We start from the raw sequence: 23,998 nt of genomic DNA, 5'->3' as shown, positions 1-23,998 counted from the left end.
CTAAATACGCGAATGAATGGGATCTAACTTTCCACTTTACTCAGGTATTGCAACTGTCATAGGAGTTAGCAATTCGACGATGCAGTTTTAAGAGCAAAATCGATGTCAAATTTGCAAAAATCTCTCTATCAAGCCATAGATTGAAAAAGGTAGTGAGCCTACTAGGTTGTGTCCGCCTCCTTCAAAAAGTACTACTTCGTGGTTGGGGAAATTGTCATATAGAATTTCTATCGGTACGATACGGTCCGAGGTACTACCGAGAATAAGTGTGGGTATTTCCGGTACTGGAACAGGCGATTTTAAATTCTCCAAGTCGGTAAGAAGTTTTTGTGTATCCATTTTACCGCTTGGAAGTTGCTTTTGAATGTCTTTAGCACCTTCGAGGCTTCTCATATGGAAATTTTGCAATGTCCCATGTGGATCGTATCTAAACGCTTTAAGCATTTTCGTGAGCTCATGTGTTCTCTTATTTTGTAACTTGGGGTTTTTTCCTAAGAAGTTTACAAAACCGTTTATGCTGATGATGCGGTTGAGTCTGTCTCCGAAAAACAGGATAAGCTTCGCCATGCCAAGCGAATGACCTATTCCTACGTAATTCGTATCTGCTTCTATTACTTGGTTAGTGATCTCAGTTCCGAAATACCCTAAATCAAGTAGTTTGACATCATCTTTTGCAAAAAGTTGTATTATCGGTGACCAGAATTTTTGATCGAAACCCCAACCATGACATAAGAGTATCACTTTCCTATTCATGCAGTGTCTTCGGTTAGGTTTTTGGTGCTTTTGATGTTTTGTAGAAGGTGGGCAATGTCGTGTTTAGTGTGAAATGCACACAATGCTATACGAATTCTTGATGTGTTCACAGGTACAGTTGGTGGACGCACAGCAGAGACAATTATTCCTTTTCCGAGAAGTTTTTGCTTCAATGTGAGAACTTTTTCTTCCTCTCCAAGTATGATGGGAATTATATGATTGGTTGAATTGCCGATATTGTACCCTTCCTGGCTAAGAAATTTTCTTGCTTTACTTGCCATTTCTAGCAGTGTTTTTCTTTCTTTGCTTAAGAGCGCTACCGTTTCCCATGCTTTTGCTATTGCACCTAGCAGAATAGGTGGGAGTGCGGTCGAGTATATCAAACCAGGGCATTTGTTGATCAGGTAATTTTTTATCAATGTAGAAGATGCGATATAGCTTCCAAAGACCCCAATTGCCTTGCTAAATGTTCCCATGATTACATGTGTGATCCCTGAAAGGTCAAAGTTAGTTGAGAGACCATACCCACTCTTTCCAAGAATGCCTGTAGCATGTGCTTCATCCAGATACAGCACTGCCTTATGTTGATGTGCTAAAGTAGCTATACGCTCCATGTCTTGTACATCGCCATCCATTCCGAATAATGTCTCCGTTACTATGAATTTTGGACGTCTATCCGCAGAGTATTTTTCCATTAATCGGGAAAGATCTTCCATATCACAGTGTCTATAACGGACCATTTCTGCACCAGCAAGAAGTATTGCGTGGTACAGGCTGGAGTGATTCAACCTATCGAAGAACACAATTGCTCTTTGGCCAAGGACAGATCTATCAAGAAGAGTGGAAAGTACCGTTATGTTTGTCTGAAAACCCGAACCCATTACTAAGGCAGCTTCGGTATTTTTGTCTTTTGCGATTTGTTGTTCGAGTTCTTTAAAAATTGTGTTGTTTCCTGAGAGAAGTCTCGATCCAGTCGCCCCAATCCCGCTCTTTAAACCATATGAATAGGCAGCTTCTAATGTCTCCCTAGATTTACTTAAGCCAAGGTAATCATTTGACGAGAAATTAATGCAACTTCTTTCATTCAGGCACGTCTCGAGTTGACGATAGAGATTCTTTGCGCTTCTTTGTGTGAGAAAATCTGCATAGCAAGATGTATTTTCCGAAGCTTCTTCCATAAAGAATCAGAGATTTTTAAGTGATCCAGATGATCTTGATTTTATAGTTGTTTCTTAAAAAATGTTACTTCTATTCACGCTCGTATGAGGCAACGCGACTTATTTTTGTGAGATGCAATTTCTCGTGGTGGCACAAAGCTAGTAGTGTTATAGCGGTGCGTTTAAAAAATGGTCTACCTCATTTGAGATAAAAATGCACAGTTTGCAAATTCACCTCTTTAGAAAAGAAACACATGTAAGCTGTATTGCGATTAATAATGGGAAGTATTCTTGGTGTTATGTGGGACGGTCGGGCATTTGTAATCCTTTATCAGACAAAATATTGGTGACTACAGCTCGAGTAGTGTGGATCTGGGGTGGATGCTAGTGTAGTTTTTAAGAATTGTGGTTAGAGTGATACCGAATTCAAGCGAGTTAATTTCTTAGATAGTTCAAACTTGGCCTTTGTATAGAAGACTGACTTGCATAAGGGGAGATTAGGTCTGGAAATGTTGAATGAGGTATCGATACGTTATTGGATAGGAAGATTCATTTCTCTTAACCAGGGTGGTACAATGGCACCGGTTCCAGCAGGTATTATGGCGAAAGTTTGGCAATTCTCTGAGGCTGAGGAGTTATTCCACCTTCCTTTTTTAGATCTTCTTTATTCTGCTCAACATGTGCATAGGGAAAATTTTCCACATAATGAGGTGCAGCTCGCTATGTTGCTCAGTGTTAAGACTGGTGGGTGTCCGGAAAATTGCTCCTACTGTCCACAGTCTGCACACTATGACACAGGACTGAGAAAGGAACCCGTAATGCATGTCGAAAAGGTACTTGAGGCAGCGAAGAGAGCTGTTGAGCTTGGTGCCACGAGATTCTGTATTGGTGCTGCCTGGCGCGGACCGCGTGGGAAAGATTTGGATATAGTCTGTGAAATGATTTCCAGAATCAAGAAGCTCGGATTAGAAACTTGCGCTTCGCTGGGCCTTCTCTCTTACGAACAAGCTGTTTCCCTGAAAGCAGCTGGTTTGGATTTTTACAACCACAATATTGATACCTCACAGGAATATTATTCTAAAATAATAACTACCAGAAGGTTCAGCGACAGGATAGAAACCCTAGAGAATGTTGCGAAAGCTGGTTTAAAAATCTGCTCTGGAGGTATTTTAGGGATGGGTGAGAGTAATGAAGACCGCATAAAGATGCTTGTTGAGCTTTCTCACCTGAGTTTTCCACCCGAATCAATACCCATAAATAAGCTCATTCCGATTCCGGGGACTCCACTAGCGGAAAAAAATGCTGTTGATCCTTTAGATTTCGTAAGGATTATCGCGCTTGCGAGGATTATGTTTCCTAAATCCTATGTGAGGCTTTCTGCAGGTAGGGAAAGCATGTCAGATGAATTACAAACTTTATGTTTTATTGCCGGTGCTAATTCCATTTTCTATGGTGAGAAGCTTCTTACATCTGCCAACTCTGACCCAGAGAGCGACGAGAAACTCTTATTGAAATTAGGTCTTCTGAGAGAGAAAAGTAAAACAGCTGTTGATTGTTCCATTAATTTGGGATCATAGAGAAAGCAGCTTGCCTAAGGATTTTTTTCTGGGATGTGTAATACCTCTGTGTGTCTGTTTAAGTCATACAAGAAATAAATCCGTTCTAAAGGAATGGTAGTGATACCGCTTAGGGGAGGCTGTTTTTTTGCATAGCTTTTTCTTTTTGAGAATCTTATAGTACACATCCAATTTTGGTTAAGTATAATTTCGGATTCTTCTGCGCTTGCGTCACTATAGCAGATGATCGTCTGCTAAGTTTTTTTGGGTGTTCAAGAACGGAGGAATAACTTTTCAATCTCTTTTCTAGGTAGACGAATGTGAGTGGGGCGGCCGTGATTACACTGACCTGTGTGTGGAATATCCTCCATCAGTGTTAATAGCTCCTCTATCTCTTCTCTTGTGAGATTATGGTTTGCCTTTATAGCTCTTTTGCATGCTATATTTGCGTGTATTCTTTCGAGGAGTGTTTTTGGTTCGATTTCTTCTTCCAGCAGGGAAGCTATGTCTTCTATTAGTTCGTTCGTAGGTACATTTTTAAATGCTTCTGGTAGCGAATTCACCATGACGGCACAATGACTAACACGCTCTACTACCAAACCGATTTCCTTGAGCTTTTCTACGTTGAAAGAAAGTATCTCGACAGCTTTTTCGCTAAGTGGTACGAACTCTGCTGTTAATAAGTTTTGTCCAGGTGAAGTAATGCTCTTTTTCATCTGTTCATACAGTATACGTTCGTGTGCTGCGTGCTGATCTATTATAATCATTTCGTTCTCCGTTTCTGTGATTATAAAAGTTCCGTGTACCTGGCACTTGAACTTTCCAAAAGTCTCGAAGTGTTTCTCATTTTGCAGGTGTTCGCAATGGTTTATCTTCCTCAGTTGTTGCTGCAAGAACGAGGTGTCTCGATTGTCATGTAGAAAAATTGAAGGGCTCTGTTGCTTTTCTAGTGGAAGTTTGTTTGAGTAATCCTCAGAAGTTTTTTTGTGACTCATCAAGGGGAGTGCTTCTTCAGATTGGTCTGTTGAAAAGTGAAACGGGCCGTTGTTGTTTTGCATCTGATCAAAATCCAGATTTCTTTTGCCCTCAAATTGTTTCGCATATTCTTGCGATTGATCTATCGCTTTTTTTGCTTTAGGTGACTGAAAAAAACCACTTTCTGTTGTTTTTGAAACGGTTTCCTTGCGAAAGGCAGTTTGCTTTTTGAGTAATTGATTGAATTGTTCAACCGCACGATCTGCAACAGTTGTAGAGGTACTACGGCCACATTGTAAGAGGCTCCTACTGCTCACTGAAAGGAGAAATCTTCTAATTACTTGAGGGTCACGGAACTTTACTTCAGACTTATTGGGATGAATATTGACATCCACTTCGTTGTTATGAACCCTAATGAAAATAACAGCAATCGGATATGTATTTTTGGGGATGTAGTCATTATATGCATGCCTCATTACCGACGAAATAACGCTGTCTTTTACTGGTCTCCCGTTTACGAAAATAAGACAGTTGTTCCTCTTTTGAGTGAGAGTGGGTAGCCCTAAAAATAGTTCACCGAAGATACCGTCGTTTGTGTGCTTCACATGTATCATATTCTCGACAAATTCCTTGCCCAAGACTTTCAGCTGTTCCATCCGTTTTAGTTGGGTTGCAGTCTGGTAATCGAATACCTGCCTACCATTTGAGATGAGTTCAAACGCAATATTAGGGTTTACTAGAGCCAGCCTATTTAAGAGTTCAATTATGGATGAGAGTTCTGTCTTTTCGCTTCTCAAGAAACGGAGTTTATTTGGTATGTTGTGAAAAAGTTTCCTTACTTCAACTAGCGTACCGCACTTTATATGGTGAGGCTTTACTTCTTTCGTCTGAGCATCAATTACGTATCCCTCTCCATTGAAACAGGAGGCGATCTTCATTTCGGAAGTGATAGCAATTGAATGTAAGGCTTCTCCCCGAAAACCTAGGTAACTGATATCGTAAAGATCCTTTGTATTCAGTTTTGATGTTGCATGTTTCTCTATTGCTAAAGGTAAGTCCTCTCTTGAAATTCCTACGCCATTATCAGTGACACGAATAAGATTTCTGCCTACCTCCTCCAGCTCGACTTTGATGCTGGTCGAGCCTGCATCTATAGCATTTTCAACGAGTTCCTTAACAGCATTGGCAGGCTTCTCAAGGATTTCACCCGCAGCGATCTTATTTATTATCTCTATTGGAAGTATATGTATCTTCACTGCATTTATGAAAGTGCGTTTTATAATTTCGAGGGAATAACCGTACCCTTATTTTAAACGTTATTATTCATACTAGTACAGAAATAGTTTTTCTACTGCTTTGTGTGTCGGATATTTTGCTGGTTTATATGGTATTTCAATGAAAATATACTTTGGTTGTGTTAGCTATTTTCTACCAGTTTGTGTAGTCTTTAGATGGGGACCCGATCTTATTGAACGATCTGCGAATCTGTATTGTTTATGGGGTAGACAACGTGTGTGTGGTCATGTGCCACACCAGTTATTGGAGGCGAATAACTCGCCTCCAATGCATCCAAAATCAGCGTTGAGGTGCTTCGGGCTTTTGATCAGCTCCTCCAGCTCCAGGCCCTTTGACTGAGCCTTCTGGCACTGTTCCCTGTGATTGGACGCCTTGCAAACCCACGGCCGCTTCAGTTAGTTGCCCCATTGGGATATCTTCCGGCTTTGGTGAAGGAGATCTAGGATCTACTTTAGCGTCTCCGGAAGTTGCCTGAGACTCCCTCTGTTCGAGTACACCTTTAAGCTGCGCCATCATCGCTTCTCGTGGGGTAGGTTCTGTCTTACTTTTTTCAACTGCCTTAGCTGAAGGAGTACGATCTCTTGATGGTTTTAGTCCACCTCCTGATTGAAGTCGTGCTGACAGCTCGCTTAACATAGCTTCAGCAGGTGATGGAGGCTTAGGCCCCGCCTTCTTTGGTCCACTAGGTGCAACTGCCTTAGGTGCTGCTTTAGCGGGTGGTTCAGGTAATGGTGGTGCTGGAGGAGGGAGAGGTTTATCATCTGGACTCTTTGTAGTTGATGCAACTGCTGACTGCTCACTCCCGGAGGGGTGCCTACTTCCCGTAGTTGTAGTTTGTGTGGCAGTTCCCGTTTTTTTAGTAGGTGTGCTTGGACTTCCATCTCCTAGTGTTCTTTCTAAAGTTTCACGCAGTGCTTGCATTTTTGGTGTAAGTATTTTGCGACCATGACCAGCAGTGGACGGTGTATCTCTCCCGCTTTCATGCTCGAACGTCCTAGGTGGTTTAACAGGTGCTACACCACTCCCTGCAGCATGATCCTGTTGCTCCAGAGGTGTTTGTGTAGCAGCATCACGTACTTCCCCTCCACGCAGTCGGTACATATCTTGAATGGCTAGACCCGGATCAGAATACCTACGTGGGCGTGCGCCTTCTTGTCCTTGTTCCACATCAGGAGAGCTTAAACCTTGCTCAGAAGTACTACGTTTCTGTAGCCCGTCAGCTCCGTCATGTGCACGCCTGCTTTGAAAGATTTCCCTGAAACTACGGCTCTCGAAGGGTGCCCCTATCATCGAACTCAAGGTCTCTAGAACACCCTGGACTAAGATAAGAAACCTTTGGAACAATGTATTTAAAGTGCCAGGTTCTTGTCGCTGTGTTTTGTCTTGTTTTTCCTCTTCTCTACTTTCTTCCGGAGGAAGTGGTGTACGTTTTGAAGTAGATTTTTTCTTTTTTTCTGCAGACTCTTTCTCTTCTCCTGAGTCATGTCCTGTTCCTCTTTCTTCCGGCGCAAATTCTTGTTCTGCAGAGGAGAATATTTCTTCTACCTCGAGATCCTCAGATGTTGAAGATTCTGGAGATGGTTCTGGCTCTTGCTGCGGAGTATCTGGGGCTGCTGGTGCAGCTGCTTGGGCTCCTGCAGGTCCCTCGCCGCCTACAGAAATGTCTTCCTCAGACCCTTCAAGTGGAGGCATCTCTGGATCCGTACTAATGGAATCTTCTGTCACATCAGACAAAAGTTCTTCCTCTTCCCCTGGTTCTGTATGTTCTGCTTCTTCTGTTAGCACTCCTGTTGACACTTCAGCGGTTTGTGCTTGGTTTGGGTCTACGCATGCAGCCTGAATAGTACTAGATAACGTGCTACCTGTTGCAGCTGCAACCAGCTGGATTAGACTGCAGAGCTTCTCTCTTTCCACTTCGAAACCCTTGCCTTCTTGGGGTTTTACACCTGGAACACCTGTTATTTCTTCCTCTAGGGCAAATGCAAATTGACCTGAATAAGTTGCCTCAATTCCCCTACGGGCAGAAGCTGCAGCAGACTGTGCTGCTTGCGCCAACCCGCCAGGTTCTGTTGCCCCTGTAGCCGATAGCATATTGTCTGCATATTGATCGAGTAGTGCGCTTAATACACGAGATGCTGAAGCGGGTAAATTAGGAGCAGCACTCCCCAAGAGCCCTGAGAGAGCTTTGCAGGCTTTTGCCAGGCCACCTGCTGCTTTTAGTCCCTTGTCACGTGGAATAGCGGTGTCGTTGTGTCCATCTGTGTCTACATACTTTATAACCCTTTCCGCACACCGAAGAATTTTGTCACGACATTTAATAACATCCTGCTTGTCAGGAGCATCTATCTCTTTGAGTCTAGCCTGTTCATTCCCGAAAATAGTGAAGACATCGAGTGCCGCAGCGAGCAGCGTTTTCCTTTCCTTGTGAGATGCTCCCTGTTGTTGTGTACCTTGAACTATGATAGAGCCCAGTTTTCCTATTGCCTCAATTGCGGAGACGACATCGTGAGTTATAAAAGGTGCATAACGAAGTGGGAGCATTCTACATTCAGATATAGTAAATTTCCTAACAGATTAAGATAAAACTCTTAACAAAAGATGTAATATCCCAATACGGATATTTACTAATTTATTTGAATGTTAATTGGCTACAGGCACGCAAAAGGCTTATATGAGGAGAAAACGTGCTTTCATCTATTCATGCAAACCCTTCCCAAAGTTGAACTTCCTAAACCAGAACCATTGATTACCTGTGGCTCTGTGTAGTTTCTATTACCTTCTTTGTGTCAGAAATAACAATGTTACTCCCTGTCTGGCTTGAGGCATCTCTTTTCTGTTGGACGATATTCTCTGTTTGAGTTGAAGCATCTTTTTTCTGTTGGACAACGTTGTTAGTTTTTGGCGTAAAAGTTTCTTTTTTTAACATATCAAAAGATAATTTTTTCTGATTTTTTAAAATGCCATTGTTACTCAGTTTCGTCATAGCTGTTTTTCCTATGGAAGGCTTTTTTTCTGGTACGGTGGGAGATGATTTTCTTTTCTCCTTAATGGTATTCTTGCTTTCTGGTGTGGTTTTAGTTGATTCTTCGAATTGCTTTTTTAGCACGCTAGAATAGGGGTTTTCTCCTTTAGTTGGCTTGTCATTTATGGGGATATTCTTTTTTGCATTACCGACTTTTTCTTTAAATTGAATAATCTTTTTCATAACAAGGTTGAATAACCGTTGTGACTTACCTTTATCCTTTCTTTGTTTTAATTTAGCTGGATCTACTGGCTCAACTGAGAACCTTGCTTTTATCTTGATAAGTCCTGCGATGTGTTGTACCAGGCTTGTTCTGACTAAATCCCTAACTTGCTCTATTGATTTTAATACACTTTTTCCCAGTTCTTTTTCTGATTCTCCTTCTTTAGCATATTTTTTGGCATGTTCTCCTAGAATCTGAATCGTTCTTTCCACTGCTGTTGTCTCACTCTTGATTGTATCTTCGATAAGCTTTATGAGTGCTTCACTTTCAAGTGTGGGATTTGCCTGAGTAAGCGTTTCCGTTACCATTTTCCTATAGGCCTGAGGTGCTGTAATTGCCGTAAAAGAGTTGACGCGATTAGTCTGGGCTTTGTTTTCGTACTCTTCATAGGTTGCCTCTTGCTGTTCTCTACCTGATTTTTCTAAGACATCCACTACAAGTGTTGTTGCATCTTGAAATATTTTGTATATGTATTCGGTAGCTTTCTCATGCGTGGGAATCTCATTGTATAGATGCAGTTTACTTATGGTGCTAAGAAATTTCTTGTGCGTCTCTCTTAGCCGTATAGTAATGTTTTCCCTGTATTTCGTTGGGAGCATAGGGTCTCTGGTTTTGTTAGGGTTTGCAAACAACACAATTGCCTGGAGTGTGTCTAGAAGGGAACTCATCGCACCTTGTATGAGTTTTTCGGATTCATTTGCCATTCCCATTGCAGAATTCAACCCTTCATTGAATGAATTTTCTGCTTCTTGTAATAGCATCTTCATAGAGTTTAGTTTCTCTTGCTGATTTTTTAGGGATAGATTCAGCTCTAGTACTGTATCTAAAGCAAAAATATCGGTTTGGATTAAGGTTTCCACAAGATTTTTAAATTTATTGTCCAGCATGCGTAGATAAGTATATAAAGAAATATTATCTATATCTTTTAATTAGAATATTATTAAATATCTATGCTAACTATAGTGGGATATACTCATTACATACTAGCCAATAGATGCGGCTTACCTGATTGCAAGCGCCATTAAGAGATGTATGGGCTCGAGTTTTGTAAGCGTGGGTTCAGGTGAGTGAGTTGTGCGGAACCAGAGTAACCTCTAGAAGATGAATCTTCAGGAATTGTTAGATATGGTAGCGATAATAAAAGAGTCCAGATCACCATCAAGAACCGAGGTGATGTTTCCTACTTCGTGTCCAGTACGAAGGTCTTTTATCATCTGATATGGGTGCAGCACGTATGATCTAATCTGGTAACCCCAGCCAATGGAGTCTTCCACATTACGTGCAGCGTTGAGTTTTTCTTCTTTTTTGCGGAGTTCTATCTCGTATAACCTGGACTTTAGCATTTGCATTGCCTCTGCTTTGTTCTGGTGCTGTGATCTGCTGCTTTGCGATTGTACAACTATTTTACTCGGCAAATGAGTAATTCTGATGGCGCTTTCAGTCTTGTTTACGTGCTGTCCACCTGCGCCCGAAGCTCTATATGTATCAATCTTGAGGTCTTTTTCATCAATGCTGATGTTGATCTCACCTTCTATACATGGTGAAACGAAAATTTTGGCAAAACTTGTGTGGCGCTTTGCATTCGCGTCAAACGGGGAAATTCTTACCAACCTATGTACTCCAGTTTCCGTTCTAGCCCAGCCGTAAGCATTCTTTCCCATTACCTTGAGCGTGCAGGATTTTATTCCAGTCTCCTCTCCTTCAACTTTGTCTACAATCTGAACTTGGAATTTGTGATAAATTTCTGCCCATCTCGTATACATCCTCAGTAACATCATTGCCCAATCATTGCTCTCTGTTCCGCCTGCGCCGGATTGTATTTCTAGAAGACAATCGTTACCGTCTGCCTCACCTGAAAAAAGGCATTCTATCTCTTTTTTTTGGATTTTCTCCTTGAGCAATAAAAGCTCTCTTTCAAGATCTTTCATTGTTTCTTCTTCGTGGTCCTTCGACGCAAGCTCAATCATTTCGATTAGGTCATCGAGCTGAATCGAAAGTTCTTTGAATTCTTTTAGGCTTGTCTCTATTTGTGATTTCTCTTTGAGCAAGAGCTGTGCCCTGGATTGATCTTCCCAGAGTGTGGGAGAATCAACTAGAGCTTGGATCTCTTCCAAACGACTGTGCTTCTTCTCGATGTCAAAGCTGCCTCCTGATTACTTCGACAGACTTCTTCAAATTATGCAGTACTACTTGTGTTTCAAAATCCATTGCTTTTATTTATCATACGAGGTGATTGTACTTCAGGTGTTCTTTAAGTCAAAGGACGGGTTTATCGTGTGTTATTTTCTCCAAACTATTTCACCCTAGGAGGGATATACTTACGTCTTTCTATTTTCCACACATGCTGTCAAGTCACGAGCTCTGTGTTTAAAGAGAGCTTTCGCTCAAGAAATATGCACTGTTTTGAGAGCACTCCATTAGTTACGGAAGAAGGTGATTTAATAGTTCTATTTTCTTGGATAACATGAAAGAAAGATAGGTAAGTTCAAGGCAATGGCAAAGCTGGAAAGCAGGTACAACTTTTCTCAGATCGAATATAAATGTAAGACTAGGTGGAAGGAGAGCCAAGTATATAAATTTTCTCCGCAATTTAGGGATATTTTCTCGATAGATACGCCTCCACCTACTATTTCTGGCTCTCTACATATTGGGCATGTATTTAGCTATTGCCATACCGATTTTATAGCTCGATACCAAAGAATGCGTGGTAAAAATGTATTTTATTCTTTGGGATTCGATAATAATGGTCTTCCAACGGAGAGACTTGTTGAAAAGTCCTGTAAAGTTAAAGCTAGCAGATCTGATAGAGCAGAATTCGTAGCTCTGTGTGAGGAAATTTCGGCGGAAAAAATTGAAGAATTCAAAGATCTTTTTAATAGCATAGGCCTAAGTATCGACTGGGATTTTAGTTATCAAACAAACAGTGAAGATTGTAAGCGTCTATCACAGGAGTCCTTTCTGTACCTGTACAAGAAGGGACTGCTCTACAGGAAGAAGATGCCCATACTTTGGGATGTAATAGATCAGACGGCAATTGCTCAGGCTGAGGTCGAGGAGAAAGAATTTGATTCCAAGATGAACTACATTATTTTCTTATATGAGGAGAATGAGGATGTTAATATAGAAACCGATATTCAGGGTAAGTACGAGGTTGCAACTAAAATTTCGGAGAAGACAAGTGGTAATGTTTCTGTTGTCGTTGGTAATCCTAATGACAATAGTTTAGAAGCCGATAGAGTATGCGAAGATGATTTTACAGGAGCTAATTTTCCCGAGCAGTGGTGGTCTAGTGGGCTGTCATCGTGTACAAATTTGAGAAAACTTGAGGTTGGTACAACAAGACCGGAACTTCTTCCCGCATGTGTAGCGCTTCTCTATAATCCTTCTGACGAGCGCTACAAAAATCTTGAAGGCAAGTATGCTATCACCCCAATCTTCAGCAAAAGAGTTCCTATTATTCCTGATCCAGACGTTATCGTTGAAAAGGGAACGGGTCTTGTAATGTGCTGCACTTTTGGTGATGAGATGGATATCAAGTGGTGGCAAAAATATGATCTTCCCTTACTCGAGGTAATTGATAGATACGGTAGAATAGAACTACTTAATGGTAAAAAAGTCGAAGATGCGCGTGGGTATGTGTTGGAAAAGTTAAGGGAAAAGGGACTTTTGACAAGGCAGGAAGCTATCACGCATCGTGTTAAGTGCGCAGAAAGGTCGGGTGGAAAGTTGGAGATTATCTCGACATATCAGTGGTATATCGAAATCCTCAAGCATAAAGAAGATCTGAAAAGTAAGGTTCAGGAGATTTGTTGGTTGCCTGAGAAGATGCGAATCAAAATAGAGCAGTGGATTGATGGGCTCAAATGGGATTGGTGTATTTCCAGGCAGAGGTATCTTGGGGTGCGGGTTCCAGTTTATTACGAAAAAGAAACAGGAAGTATACTGCTACCCGAATTGTCTGAATTGCCTGTGGAAAGTAATGTGATTTTCAGAGATGGGAAAACATATATACAGGATAAAGATGTCTTGGACACGTGGGCAACTAGCTCTCTTTCACCGCAGATTAATTACTTGCTACTTATGAAGAGTGTGTATAATTCCAGGGTAGTAGAGCAAATGGATGCTGATCCAGTCACCGGCATAAGTCCTAACTTACTGGATGAAGAACGGCTACAGTTTCAGCCAATGTCGCTTAGGCCACAAGCACACGAAATAATACGCACTTGGGCTTTCTATACAATTCTCCGATCGTTGTTAGAGTACCAAACAGTTCCTTGGAGAAGAGTTATGGTTAGTGGTTGGTGCCTTGCAAGTGACAAAAGTAAGATGAGCAAGTCCAAGGGTAATACGGTTGATCCAGTAAAACTTATTGCCGAATATGGTGCTGACGTCGTTCGGTACTGGAGTGCAAGTGCAGGACTTGGCTGCGATACGTGTTTTAGTGAGAACGTTCTCCTTATAGGTAAAAAGCTCGTTAATAAGATATGGAGCGCTGCTAGGTTCATTGAGCAGTTCCTTGTAAGTGATCCGGAACTACTCAAAGTGGATTATGTAACTGATTTATGGATTCTTAGCAGGTTATCTGAGGTAGTGAAGGATACGGAACTTGCGCTTGAGAACTGTGATTATTTTCACGCAAAAGCCTTAATGGAAAGGTTCTTCCTACACGAGTACTGCGATAATTACTTGGAGCTTGTCAAGTCCAGGGCATACAATGATGTCCCCGGGAGAGAAAGTGTTCTGCATTCCTTAAGCATATCCCTAGCAGTAATTTTAAAACTTTTTGCCCCTTTTCTCCCATATGTGACAGATGAAATATATTCGGCACTTTTTCCGAATTCTGTATCCTTGCATGGCGGTTTTACTTGGCCTAGTGAAATTCATTTAGCTCGTGGAATAACTTTTTCTGGTAACGATTTTATAAAGATTCTCGCAAAAGTTAGAGGGTTTAAATCAGAACACTCTATTTCCATGAAGAAAGAGGTCAGCTTGGTTGAGATAAAAACAGCTGCACTTGAGATGCTGGAGGCAGAATATGACATTAAGGCGGCTACCAATAGTGCACGTATTGTATGGGAAATAGACGATAATGTGCCAAATGGACTGGAAGTGAGAGTCTTTCTATAGCCCGCTTTTCTATCTTGCGTGTGGCTTGTTGAATCATCATGTTTTACGGACTGCGAGTCCTTTTTTGGTCTGTGTATTTATAGGGGTATAGCAATTGTGCTGGCGCGGTTTTCTATATAGTCATGTAAGTTTTATTTGTTGATCACAACCCAGATCATGTAAAGTAGATCTCTTATGTCTCTTTGAAGTTGGTTTGTGTATCGATTATTCTTCTACGCAAAGTGCTCGAGGGATGTATTATTGGCGGGTTTTAATAAGAACAGATGAGATCTTATATAGAGAATTTTATTAGAGGAAATGGATCTATCTCATTCTCAAAATTTATTGAGTTGAGCATGTACCATCCGAGCAAAGGGTACTATATGACAAGAAACCCAATAGGTAAAAGTGGGGATTACATTACTGCACCAGAGATCTCGTCTCTTTTTGGAAAGACGATTGCAGTGTGGATCCTTGAACAGTGGGAAAAGTTAGGAAAACCAGGTGAAATTGTACTAGCAGAACTTGGTCCTGGGAGCGGAATGATGATGTTTGATATTCTTAATACCATAAGGAATATTGAGCCTTTCTATGATGCAGTTACTGTTCATATGGTAGAGATAAGCCCGTTTCTCAGAGGTGTACAGATGGAAAATTTACGTCCTCATAGCTGTAAGACTCGGTGGTGTAAGAGTGTAGATGAGCTTCCGAACGGTAAACTGCTTGTTCTGGCAAACGAGTTTTTTGATGCACTTCCAATAGACCAATTTATTTTTTGGGGTGGAAATTTTTTTGAACGGAAAATAACGGAGGATTTTCAAGTAGAGGAAGAAAAAACTCAAAAAAAATTTAGTGGAGAATTTAAAGATGGAGATATAGTTGAGATAAGTTTGCTTGGGAAGCAGATCGCCTCGTCAATACTTGCTAGAATTGCGAAAGACGGGGGAGGTGGACTCATAATAGATTATGGGCACGCTACCCGCACACGAAGAAGTACAGTACAGGCAGTTAAGGGACATAGATTTATCGATATTTTTGAAAGTATAGGCGAATCAGATATAACCCATGAAATTGATTTTTCTTACTTATTTCCGAGGGCCAAATTAATGACACAAGGAGATTTTTTATCCCTCTACGGTATATTTGAGTTTGCGAAGAGGTTTTCCGCTACCGACACTGGAATACTTGAGCAAACTTTATCTAGGCTTGTAGATAAGGGAAAAATGGGCAGATTATTTAAGTGTGCAATAATTTAAATTGAATCAATGGCTCTCATGTAAGCTTCAGTTCGCTAGTTGCGGTAGCTCTGGGGGAGTAGTCATCAGCCTCACACGGAGAGTCTATCTGAAGTCAAAATCAGAAGACGACCGTGATTCCGCCTATCAGTACTTCAAGATCCTAGTAGGTTATACGGGTTTCATCGAACCTACTTATTTAGTGCTTTTGTTCTAGAAAAGATTCTTTGAGCACGTACTTTAGTATATTACCAACTTTTACATAATTCATCTCTTTCTCCGTTGTAACCATTAGGATAAGCCTTAGAGGAAGTGTTACACCTGTTTCTTTGATAAGTTGACACTTTATTTTGCACATCGGTGAAAGGTTGTCTTCCAACTCTATAGTAACAATTTCCCTGCCAGTAAGTTCTAAGCGACTGTATTCTTTAGGATCAGAATAAACAAGCGGAAGAACGCCCATGCCAACTAGGTTGCTTCTATGGATGCGTTCGAAACTTTCTGCTATCACCGCCTTGATGCCAAGCAAGTACGTGCCCTTTGCAGCCCAATCGCGACTTGAGCCAGTACCATATTCCTTACCTGCAAAAATAACAAGATTGGTTCCAGAGGATTTGTAACGCATTGCTGCTTCATAGATACTAACGATTTCCTCTCTACCATCACGGCTGAAATGAGTCGTATATCCTCCCTCGACATTCTCAAGTATCTTATTTTTGATCCTTGTGTTCGCGAAGGTGCCACGTATCATGACCTCATGATTACCTCGCCGGGCTCCATAAGAATTGAATTGCTGTGGAGTTACACCTAATGTCTTCAGGTACTCCCCTGCTGGGCTCTCTACAGGAATCGTCCCAGCCGGAGAGATGTGGTCAGTTGTGATAGTATCCCCGAAGATGGCAAGTATTCGTGCATTCCTCACTGATATATCAAATTTCGCAGGGTGGTGATCTACTTTTTCATTGATCTTAGAAGTTATATCCTGAAGGCTGACCTGATCATCACTCCTAAAAAATGGGGGACTTTTAATATAGGTACAGTTTTCGTCCCATTTGTAAGTGACTGAGCTAGTACACTCTAATTGTTGCCAGTTCTTGTCGCCTAAGAAAACATCCTGATATTTTGACAAGAATATCTCCCTTCTGAGGACGCGACGAACATAAGCATCAATTTCATCATCTGAGGGGGTGATATCTCTTAGGTATATTGCTTTACCGCTTTTATCATACCCAAGAGGTTGAGACTCTAGGTTTACGTTTATATTGCCCGCAATAGCATAAGTAACCACGAGCATGGGCGAAGCTAGGTAATTTGCTTTTACTTTTGAATGAATTCTGCCTTCAAAGTTACGGTTACCGGAAAGTACAGATACTACTACTAGATCTTTCTCATCGATTTCCTCAGAGATTTCCTCTTTCAATTCACCCGAATTACCTATACAAGTCGTGCAACCAAAACCCACGATGTTAAAACCCAGCTTGTCCAGATAGTCCTGTAGTCCAGACTGCTTCAAATATTCTGAGACAACTTGGGATCCAGGTGCAAGAGATGTCTTCACCCAGTTCTTTACGCGTAGCCCAGATTGTACAGCTCTTTTTGCCAACAGGCCTGCTGCAATCATCCCAGATGGGTTAGAAGTATTTGTACAACTCGTGATTGCGGCAATCACTATGGACCCATTTTGAAGCTTGGGCGAATCTGCCAATCTATCTACAGAAGTTTGCGGTACTTGAATACATTCTTCATCAGGTGCGGAAGAAGTTTCCACCTTTTCTTCAGAACGAATACATACCTTATTAAAGTTCTCTGGTACCAAGTGGAGAGGTATCTTGTCTTGTGGTCTTTTTGGTCCTGCAAGGGTCGTACGAACCTCACAGAGATCCAGCTCAATCACGTCTACGAAGTCTGTTGCACGTGCGTAATCTGCCCACATTGTTTGACTCTTTGTATAGTCTTCTACTAGGTCGATTTGTTCCTGTGTTTTCCCTGTGAGGTCGAGATAATCTAGTGTCTTTTGATCCGGAGCAAAGAAATTGCAAGTCGAACCGCATTCAGGTGCCATGTTTGCTATTGTTGCTCGATCTGCGACAGAAAGGTTCCTGACTCCATCACCAAAGACTTCAACGAATTTTCCTACTACTTTGTGTTTTCGAAGTAGGTGAGTAATGTGTAGAACCAGATCAGTTGCAGTAAGACCAGCTTTTAATTTTCCTTCAAGTTTTAATCCAATTACTTCAGGAATTACCATCGAAATAGGTTCACCCAACACCACTGATTCGGCCTCTATTCCACCGACACCCCACCCAAGCACGGAGAGACCACCGCTCATAGTAGTATGACTGTCTGTACCTACGAGGGTATCTGGATATGCTAATACTTCTGTTTCTTGCCGTTCTGTGCGGACAACCTGTGCCAGGTACTCTAGATTGACTTGATGGCAAATACCAGTTCCTGGTGGAACTACTCGAAAATTCTGAAAGGACCTTTGGGCCCATTTTAAGAATTTGTATCTCTCTATGTTTTTTTGAAATTCTATTGTTTTATTTTCGGTGGCCGAGCTTGCCTTGCCATAAGAATCAACCTGAATCGAGTGGTCTATAACAAGGTCCACCGGGATTTTTGGGTTTACGCTTCTGGGGTCTCCTTGTGCTTTAGAAACGGTGTCACGTAGGGCTGCTAAATCTACTATAGCAGGTACGCCAGTAAAATCCTGCATTAGCACGCGAGAGGGATAGTAATCCACAGTGAGGTTTCCAATATGCCGTTTGTAATTGCATAATGCCCTCACAACTGAATCTTTTTCTCCATTTCTCAGTGCATTCTCTACCAGTATCTTAATTACACAGGGAAGATTAGGGACCCCTTTCTCGAGCTTTATATCGAAGTAGCTTATTTCGGATTTTAGTTTCTTCTTCATTTTGTGTATATTTCTGAGTCCAGACTAGCCTGTAAAACTAAAGGAAAAGTATCATGCAAGGAAGTAACTTTTATTCTCTGCATGTGTGCTTGAAATGCAAGGCAGCTTTTGCCCCAATTGTTCCTCACTATGTGCACTCAACTTTTTCACGTGAAAGTGCTAGGTATCCGAGTAATGCTGTAAATAGTTGAGCCACGGCGGGATTAGGTCTGCTAATTGTTTTGTGGTACCTTTAGAGTAGTTTGGGTTTTCGTTAACGGGTTGGTAACCGAAAAATCCAGATTCCAAGCATGCTTCTAATACTCCAGATGAAGTGATACTTCTAGGACATAAGTATCTTGACGCAGCCATGTAAGTTTTGTGTCGTGCGCTTTTCCATATTGTTGATCTTAGTCGATACTAGCCATGCGTTTTGAGGATTCATGGGCTGAAGAATACATCATTTCCAAGTTACCGGTCGAATGTCAGTTGATGAAGAAAATTAGGGAGGAAACTTTTTCTGATGAGAGGCGATTTATCCAAATTGGGCAGATAGAATCGGCGATTCTAGCATTTCTGATAAGGATGAATAATGTAAAGACCATCGTTGAGGTTGGAACATTAGTTGGCTACTCGGCGATTTGCATGGCAAAGGCTGTTGGGAATGGTGGTAAAGTATACACGATTGAAAAGAATCCTGAATATGCGCAAATTGCACTAAGAAACTTCTCCACTTTTCCACAAATAGAGCTTTTCACAGGTGATGCAAAGGTTAAGCTCTCGGAGCTTAGCTTCTTTGGTCCTTTTGATATGCTGTTTATTGATGCAGAAAAGTCCGGTTATCCAACTTATCTTGAATGGGGAGAAGTCAATGTAAGGGTTGGGGGACTCATTGTTGCTGATAACACACTTAGTTTTGGAAAAAATAATCCTTCCAGTAATAGTAGGGCCTGGCAATTTATGGAGCGGTTTAACACAATGATTAGCGATTCAGATAAATATGATTCAATTATCTTGCCAACTGCTAATGGCCTTACTGTTGCAATAAAGAGGTAATTTTATAGAGGTGGAAAAGTGGATGTGTTCATAGCCTTCGTAGCTGTGGTCTGGTCTACCGTTTTTATTCTTACCACTGCTGACAAAAGGGGTGCCTTATTTTTCTAGTGTTGCGCTCTTCTGTATCTGAGCAGGAGAAAAGTCTTGCCGAAATCGGAGTTATTTCCTGAACTGCTCCTACTACTAAGGTCTAGTTGTTTGTTCTTTTTCATTTGAAAGGCTTCAGTCTTCTTATTCGGCAAAACAATATCAATTAACGCATAATTAGTAATACTTTACTTTAAATCTGAGTAACTGTCATATATAGCATATCGCTAATTATAGACAGAGTATTTTGTTTCTATTGTTTGAGAAGTAAGAGTGTTATGCATAGTGGAGCAGTTGTTGAGGAAGAAGTAGGTAATTCCGAGTTTGTGCTTGTTTATCAACCTTTTTACGAAGGTATTATGAAAGGTATTCGTAACCTGTTGTTTTTGGATAAAACTAATCCTGCGTATTTGGTAACCCAGCTCTGGAGTGCTGGTGCAGCGTCCATAGAACCTTATAGTGCGGCGATAAAAGAGAGAGTTGCGGTAAATGGGAGCTTATATAAAGGCGCTGCTAGAAGGAGTTCGTTTGAGAACAGAAAGATTAGGGATGCAAACCAGTTAATGTGCAGTCTCTGCATTGTAGATGAACGAAGCAGGGACCTTTTTCTTGATCTTTTTGAATATGCGCTCTGCGAATTTATTTCAGACTGCAAAAAACGCGATTTACCAGTGGGATCAAGCAGCATAGCGACGGTGTTAGAGGGGTTTAGAGAGTTTTTCAATAAGCGTCCCATCTATATGAGTATAAATACGATAAAGGGTGCAGGTGCAATAAAGCTTGGTGCACCGAAAGAAGGCTACCTTGATGGTGATTCAGGTGGTTCGTGTATGCGTTTTCACCCCGTTTTCTTTCGTTTTAAAAAAGAAACTTCGCAAAAGGAAGAGGTTAACACAACAATACTGCTCTTGTTCTTATCATCTTTAATAGACTTTTTTTCTATCCTGGTTGTAAATAAGGAGAGCCTCTTTAGGCGGGGAGGTGTAAAGGTATTTTATGAGGGCTTGCGCATCACAGAACGCGGTATTTCAGCTAGCGACGCCCATGCAGCAGAGTGTAAAAAGGAAAGAATGTTGTATATTGCCAATGAATTTTTGGCTAGTAATAAAGCAAGAAGGTGGGATTTTGCTCTTGAGGGTGTCGAGTTTCTTAGTCATGATGAACTTACTTATCTTCCTAAACGTGTTTTAGGTTCAGGCACAGTTGAGTGGGCAAAATGTCAGGCACACTTGTCTCCAGATAATCTTTGTCATGACGGGAAAGAGGTTAGTGTAGAGGAAGTTTGTCAACGTTTGTATGGGTCTCGTCTGCTCAATGCTTCATCGGATGGGGTCATGCATCCGGGTATGAGTGGACAATCGAAAATACTGTCGGAGGTGATTTCTCATACAGGGAGTTCTGCCGTTCTTCCTCTTGGAAATAATTCAACGCATTTGAGTGCAGGTAATTATGTAGTTTTTGATCCTGTTACAACTGCTTCTGCTGCCTCTATTTCTAGCGGCATTCCGAGTATGCTAGAAGAGCCTGCGGTTGTTGAATCCCCTGCAACCATTTCTTCTTTTCTGGAGCGTGCTTAGGTTTTTGAGCACCGTATTAGGTTAGTTTTCTCGTTTGGGACGCCTCCTTGTTGGTTGTTCCATTCGAGCGGTTTTGCTTTTACAGCAACTCTATCGTGCTGTAGGTGTAGAGGTTCATTTTTGTTCAGGGATGAGGCTCAGTTGTTTTTCAGAACTATACTTGCCGAATTGTTCGGGGTAGCTTATCTCTTTATTGAAGCACTACGTTGTTTCTGAGTTTTTGTTATTTTCGTTCATAGAAAGTCTCTGAGAGATGAATGTCCTCATAGTAGAATCACCCACTAAAGGTAAGGCTATTGCTCAATATTTGGGTAAAGACTTTAGGGTACTGTCGTCCTTTGGTCATGTGCGAGCGCTTCCCAATAAAAAGGGCTCTGTTGATGTGACGGAGTCGTTCGAGATGCTCTATAAACTTACCGATACCGGTGAGACAGTCGTGCCTCAGTTAATTAAGGATGTAAAAAAGGCGACAGCCCTCTATCTTGCTACAGACCCTGATAGAGAAGGGGAAGCTATTTCTTGGCACCTTGTTGAGGTGTTTAAGGAGAATGATGTGCTTCCCAAAGACGTACACAGGGTTGTGTTTCATGAAATTACAAAAACCGCTGTGCAAAATGCCATCGCTTCTCCAAGAAAGATAGATGAGAATCTTGTTCGCGCACAAAGGCTAAGACAGGCACTTGACTATCTTGTTGGGTTTAGTATTTCTCCAGTGCTATGGAAGAAATTACCTGGAAGTAAATCTGCTGGGAGAGTTCAATCTGTTGCCCTCAGGATCTTGTGCGATAGGGAAAACGAGATAGGTCTGTTTACACCAGAGGAATATTGGACGGTAACTGTGAATATGACCGATGGCGAAGCTCTTGTCCTTCCTACTCAACTTTCACACATGAATGGTGAAAAACTCGAGAGAATGTCTATAAGAAGAGCAGAGGAAGCTGAAAAGATTGTTGAGGAGATCAGTGGACTTCCATTTCTTGTTGAAGAAATCAAAAAGAAGGAACTTAAGCAGAAGCCTAGTCCCCCATTTATCACGTCCACTATGCAGCAAACGGCATCAACCATACTTGGGTTTAGTGTAAAAAAAACTATGAGTCTAGCGCAAAAGCTGTATGAGGGTATCGAGATAGGTGGTGTGATTGAGGGCCTCATCACGTATATGAGGACAGATGCTACTCATCTTTCTGTTGAGAGTGTTGATGCTATAAGAGAGTTTATCCAAGAAAAATTTGGGCAAGAGTATTTGCCTGCATCTCCTGTTTTATTTAAGAAAAAAGTGAAAAACGCTCAGGAAGCACACGAAGCTATTCGTCCAACAAGCATTTTTCGTACACCTGAAGAAATTGAATCTTATCTCACACCAGATCAGTATAAGTTGTACAGGCTTATATGGGAGAGAGCACTTGCCTGTCAAATGAGTGATGCTATTACGAGTAGTCAGAACATCGTATTTGTTTCTCAAGACAAGAAGTTCAAAACTTCTGCGTCGGCATCACTGCTTATTTTTGATGGTTTCAATGCTGCTTTTTCGCATGGTAAAAACAAAAATAAAAATCAGGATGTTATAGATTTTATAAAGAAGCATAAGGAAGGTGCTCAGGTAAAAGTAGGTGATGTATTGCTTACACAAAACTTTACTGAGCCCCCACATCGCTACTCGGAAGCAGGGTTGGTCAAACATCTTGAGGAGTTGGGTATAGGGCGCCCTTCAACTTACGCTACTGTGGTTTCTGTTCTGCAGGAGAGGGGATATGCATCTATTGTCAACAAGTCGTTTATTCCAGAAAGCAGGGGAAGGCTAGTTTCTGAGTTTTTGGTACATTTTTTTAGCAAATATGTTGAGTATCATTTTACTGCTGAATTGGAAGATAGACTGGACAAAGTCGCAGATGGAACAATTTTTTGGCTAGATGTAATTCAGGATTTCTGGGACAGCTTTCATTCTAATGTAGAAGAGGTGGAAAAAGTTCCGATCACTGAGGTTCTAGCATTTGTAAATGGTGCCCTTGCAAGACAAAAGCTTGTTTCGGCTGAGGTAAAGGTTGGTGACAAGTGTCCAAAATGTGAAAAAGGGTATATGCATTTAAATGTAAGTCGTTATGGAGTTTTCCTTGGCTGCACAGATTATCCGGTTTGTAGGTTTATAGTGAATAGTTATAGTACTGATAATGATACTGAATATCCTAAGCAAATTGCTCAGGATATTAGCCTCCACAAGGGTCCTTATGGTATCTACCTTAAATGCAAGGGCAAAAATAGTAGCATACCAAAAGATGTTGATCCCGTTTCTATAGATGAAGAGTTTGCTCATAAAATCGCTTCCTTACCAAAAATTCTTGGTAAACACCCGATAGATGGTAAAGAAATCAAGATGGGTCTGGGCCCATATGGTCTGTATCTTTTTTGGAATGCAAAATATTACAACTTGCAGTTTTCCCAAATGGATGAAATGACACTAGACCAAGCTGTTCAGTTCATGGAGGACTATGTTAGTCATGACAAGAGTTTGCTCCGTGTGCTTGGATCCCATGAAGGTGAAGAGATACAAATTCGTGATGGGAGATACGGTCCGTACATTAAGTATAGTAAGATGAATGTTCCTATACCGAAGGGGGAAAGTCCGGAGTCGTTGTCCCTTGAAACGGCGATTCTTCTCATTGAGAAAAAGAAAAATACCTCTAAGTCCGCAAGGAAAGTAACAACAAAGAGAAAGGTCTTCACAAAAGAGAAGAAATAACGCTTTCAATATGCATTTCAAGGTTGATAAGAAAATGGATACAGCAACTTCGAGAGCGAAGAGGGGGTTTATCTTTTTTCAGTTTCCTTGAAAGTATCTTGGTCCGCTTACATTACCTATTTCCGCGTGTTTAATAACTTGTTATGCTGTGCTTTCCCGATATTGTAGTGAGATACCTCATAAAGGGAGCATTGGATTCGTGTCACTTGGTATTCGTACAAGGAATACTTCGTAGTTCGCGTGAGTTTAATCGTGTTGCTTATTTATTAATTGGATAAGAGTCAATTTGCCCAATCTCTGGATTTCGGGTAATCTTCCTGGG

Annotated in this window: 13 protein-coding genes; 6 read left to right on the top strand and 7 right to left on the bottom strand. The window is 41.3% G+C overall.

The annotated features are described in order from the left end of the window. Positions 1-105: 105 nt before the first annotated feature. Positions 106-753 carry an alpha/beta fold hydrolase gene (locus tag NSE_RS02490; RefSeq protein ID WP_011452000.1) on the bottom strand — a complete coding sequence of 216 codons (648 nt, stop codon included), beginning with the start codon at positions 751-753 and terminating at the stop codon, positions 106-108. Then, positions 750-1,931: an aminotransferase class I/II-fold pyridoxal phosphate-dependent enzyme gene (locus tag NSE_RS02485; protein ID WP_011451999.1), complete on the bottom strand. Its 1,182-nt coding sequence runs from the start codon at positions 1,929-1,931 to the stop codon at positions 750-752. Before NSE_RS02485 ends, NSE_RS02490 begins: the two co-directional genes overlap by 4 nt. Positions 1,932-2,509: 578 nt before the next feature. Between NSE_RS02485 and bioB the strand changes: the two genes are divergently transcribed. Continuing rightward, positions 2,510-3,487, top strand: coding sequence for a biotin synthase BioB (gene bioB / locus NSE_RS02480; RefSeq protein WP_041917574.1), 978 nt, complete (start codon positions 2,510-2,512; stop codon positions 3,485-3,487). A 251-nt stretch (positions 3,488-3,738) separates the two neighbouring features. Here the strand turns inward: bioB and mutL are convergent, their stop codons facing one another. The 4 genes from mutL to prfB all read right to left on the bottom strand — a co-directional run bounded on the left by mutL (position 3,739) and on the right by prfB (position 11,190). Continuing rightward, a complete protein-coding gene (mutL, locus tag NSE_RS02475) occupies positions 3,739-5,697 on the bottom strand; it encodes a DNA mismatch repair endonuclease MutL (protein WP_011451995.1) in 1,959 nt (652 codons plus the stop codon). A 319-nt stretch (positions 5,698-6,016) separates the two neighbouring features. After that, a complete protein-coding gene (locus NSE_RS02470) occupies positions 6,017-8,278 on the bottom strand; it encodes a hypothetical protein (protein WP_011451993.1) in 2,262 nt (753 codons plus the stop codon). Between the two features lie 205 nt (positions 8,279-8,483). Then, a complete protein-coding gene (locus NSE_RS02465) occupies positions 8,484-9,842 on the bottom strand; it encodes a hypothetical protein (protein WP_227028932.1) in 1,359 nt (452 codons plus the stop codon). Between the two features lie 249 nt (positions 9,843-10,091). Further along, a protein-coding gene (gene prfB, locus NSE_RS02460; RefSeq protein WP_011451990.1) for a peptide chain release factor 2 occupies positions 10,092-11,190 on the bottom strand; the annotation gives its coding sequence in 2 pieces (ribosomal slippage) (positions 10,092-11,120 and positions 11,122-11,190; 1,098 coding nt in all). A gap of 285 nt (positions 11,191-11,475) precedes the next feature. On the opposite strand from prfB, the gene NSE_RS02455 reads away from it, so the two are divergent. Continuing rightward, positions 11,476-14,109 carry a valine--tRNA ligase gene (locus NSE_RS02455; protein ID WP_011451989.1) on the top strand — a complete coding sequence of 878 codons (2,634 nt, stop codon included), beginning with the start codon at positions 11,476-11,478 and terminating at the stop codon, positions 14,107-14,109. Positions 14,110-14,372: 263 nt separating this feature from the next. After that, positions 14,373-15,344 (top strand): class I SAM-dependent methyltransferase, encoded by a 972-nt coding sequence (locus NSE_RS02450; RefSeq protein WP_011451987.1) that lies wholly within the window; start codon positions 14,373-14,375, stop codon positions 15,342-15,344. A gap of 178 nt (positions 15,345-15,522) precedes the next feature. Here NSE_RS02450 and acnA read toward each other — a convergent pair whose 3' ends face one another. Continuing rightward, positions 15,523-18,240 carry an aconitate hydratase AcnA gene (acnA, locus tag NSE_RS02445; RefSeq protein WP_011451986.1) on the bottom strand — a complete coding sequence of 906 codons (2,718 nt, stop codon included), beginning with the start codon at positions 18,238-18,240 and terminating at the stop codon, positions 15,523-15,525. A 405-nt stretch (positions 18,241-18,645) separates the two neighbouring features. On the opposite strand from acnA, the gene NSE_RS02440 reads away from it, so the two are divergent. The 3 genes from NSE_RS02440 to topA all read left to right on the top strand — a co-directional run bounded on the left by NSE_RS02440 (position 18,646) and on the right by topA (position 23,676). Further along, entirely contained in the window at positions 18,646-19,275 is a 630-nt protein-coding gene (locus tag NSE_RS02440; RefSeq protein ID WP_011451984.1) for an O-methyltransferase, read from the top strand. A gap of 365 nt (positions 19,276-19,640) precedes the next feature. Further along, entirely contained in the window at positions 19,641-20,939 is a 1,299-nt protein-coding gene (locus tag NSE_RS02435) for a hypothetical protein (RefSeq protein ID WP_011451982.1), read from the top strand. Between the two features lie 253 nt (positions 20,940-21,192). Further along, a complete protein-coding gene (gene topA, locus NSE_RS02430; RefSeq protein WP_011451980.1) occupies positions 21,193-23,676 on the top strand; it encodes a type I DNA topoisomerase in 2,484 nt (827 codons plus the stop codon). The last annotated feature ends 322 nt before the right edge of the window (positions 23,677-23,998 follow it).

The sequence above is a fragment of the Neorickettsia sennetsu str. Miyayama genome, assembly GCF_000013165.1.
Taxonomy (GTDB): Bacteria; Pseudomonadota; Alphaproteobacteria; order Rickettsiales; family Anaplasmataceae; genus Neorickettsia; species Neorickettsia sennetsu.
Note: the sequence above shows the minus strand (reverse complement) of the source record. Positions and strands in the feature narration are given on the sequence as shown.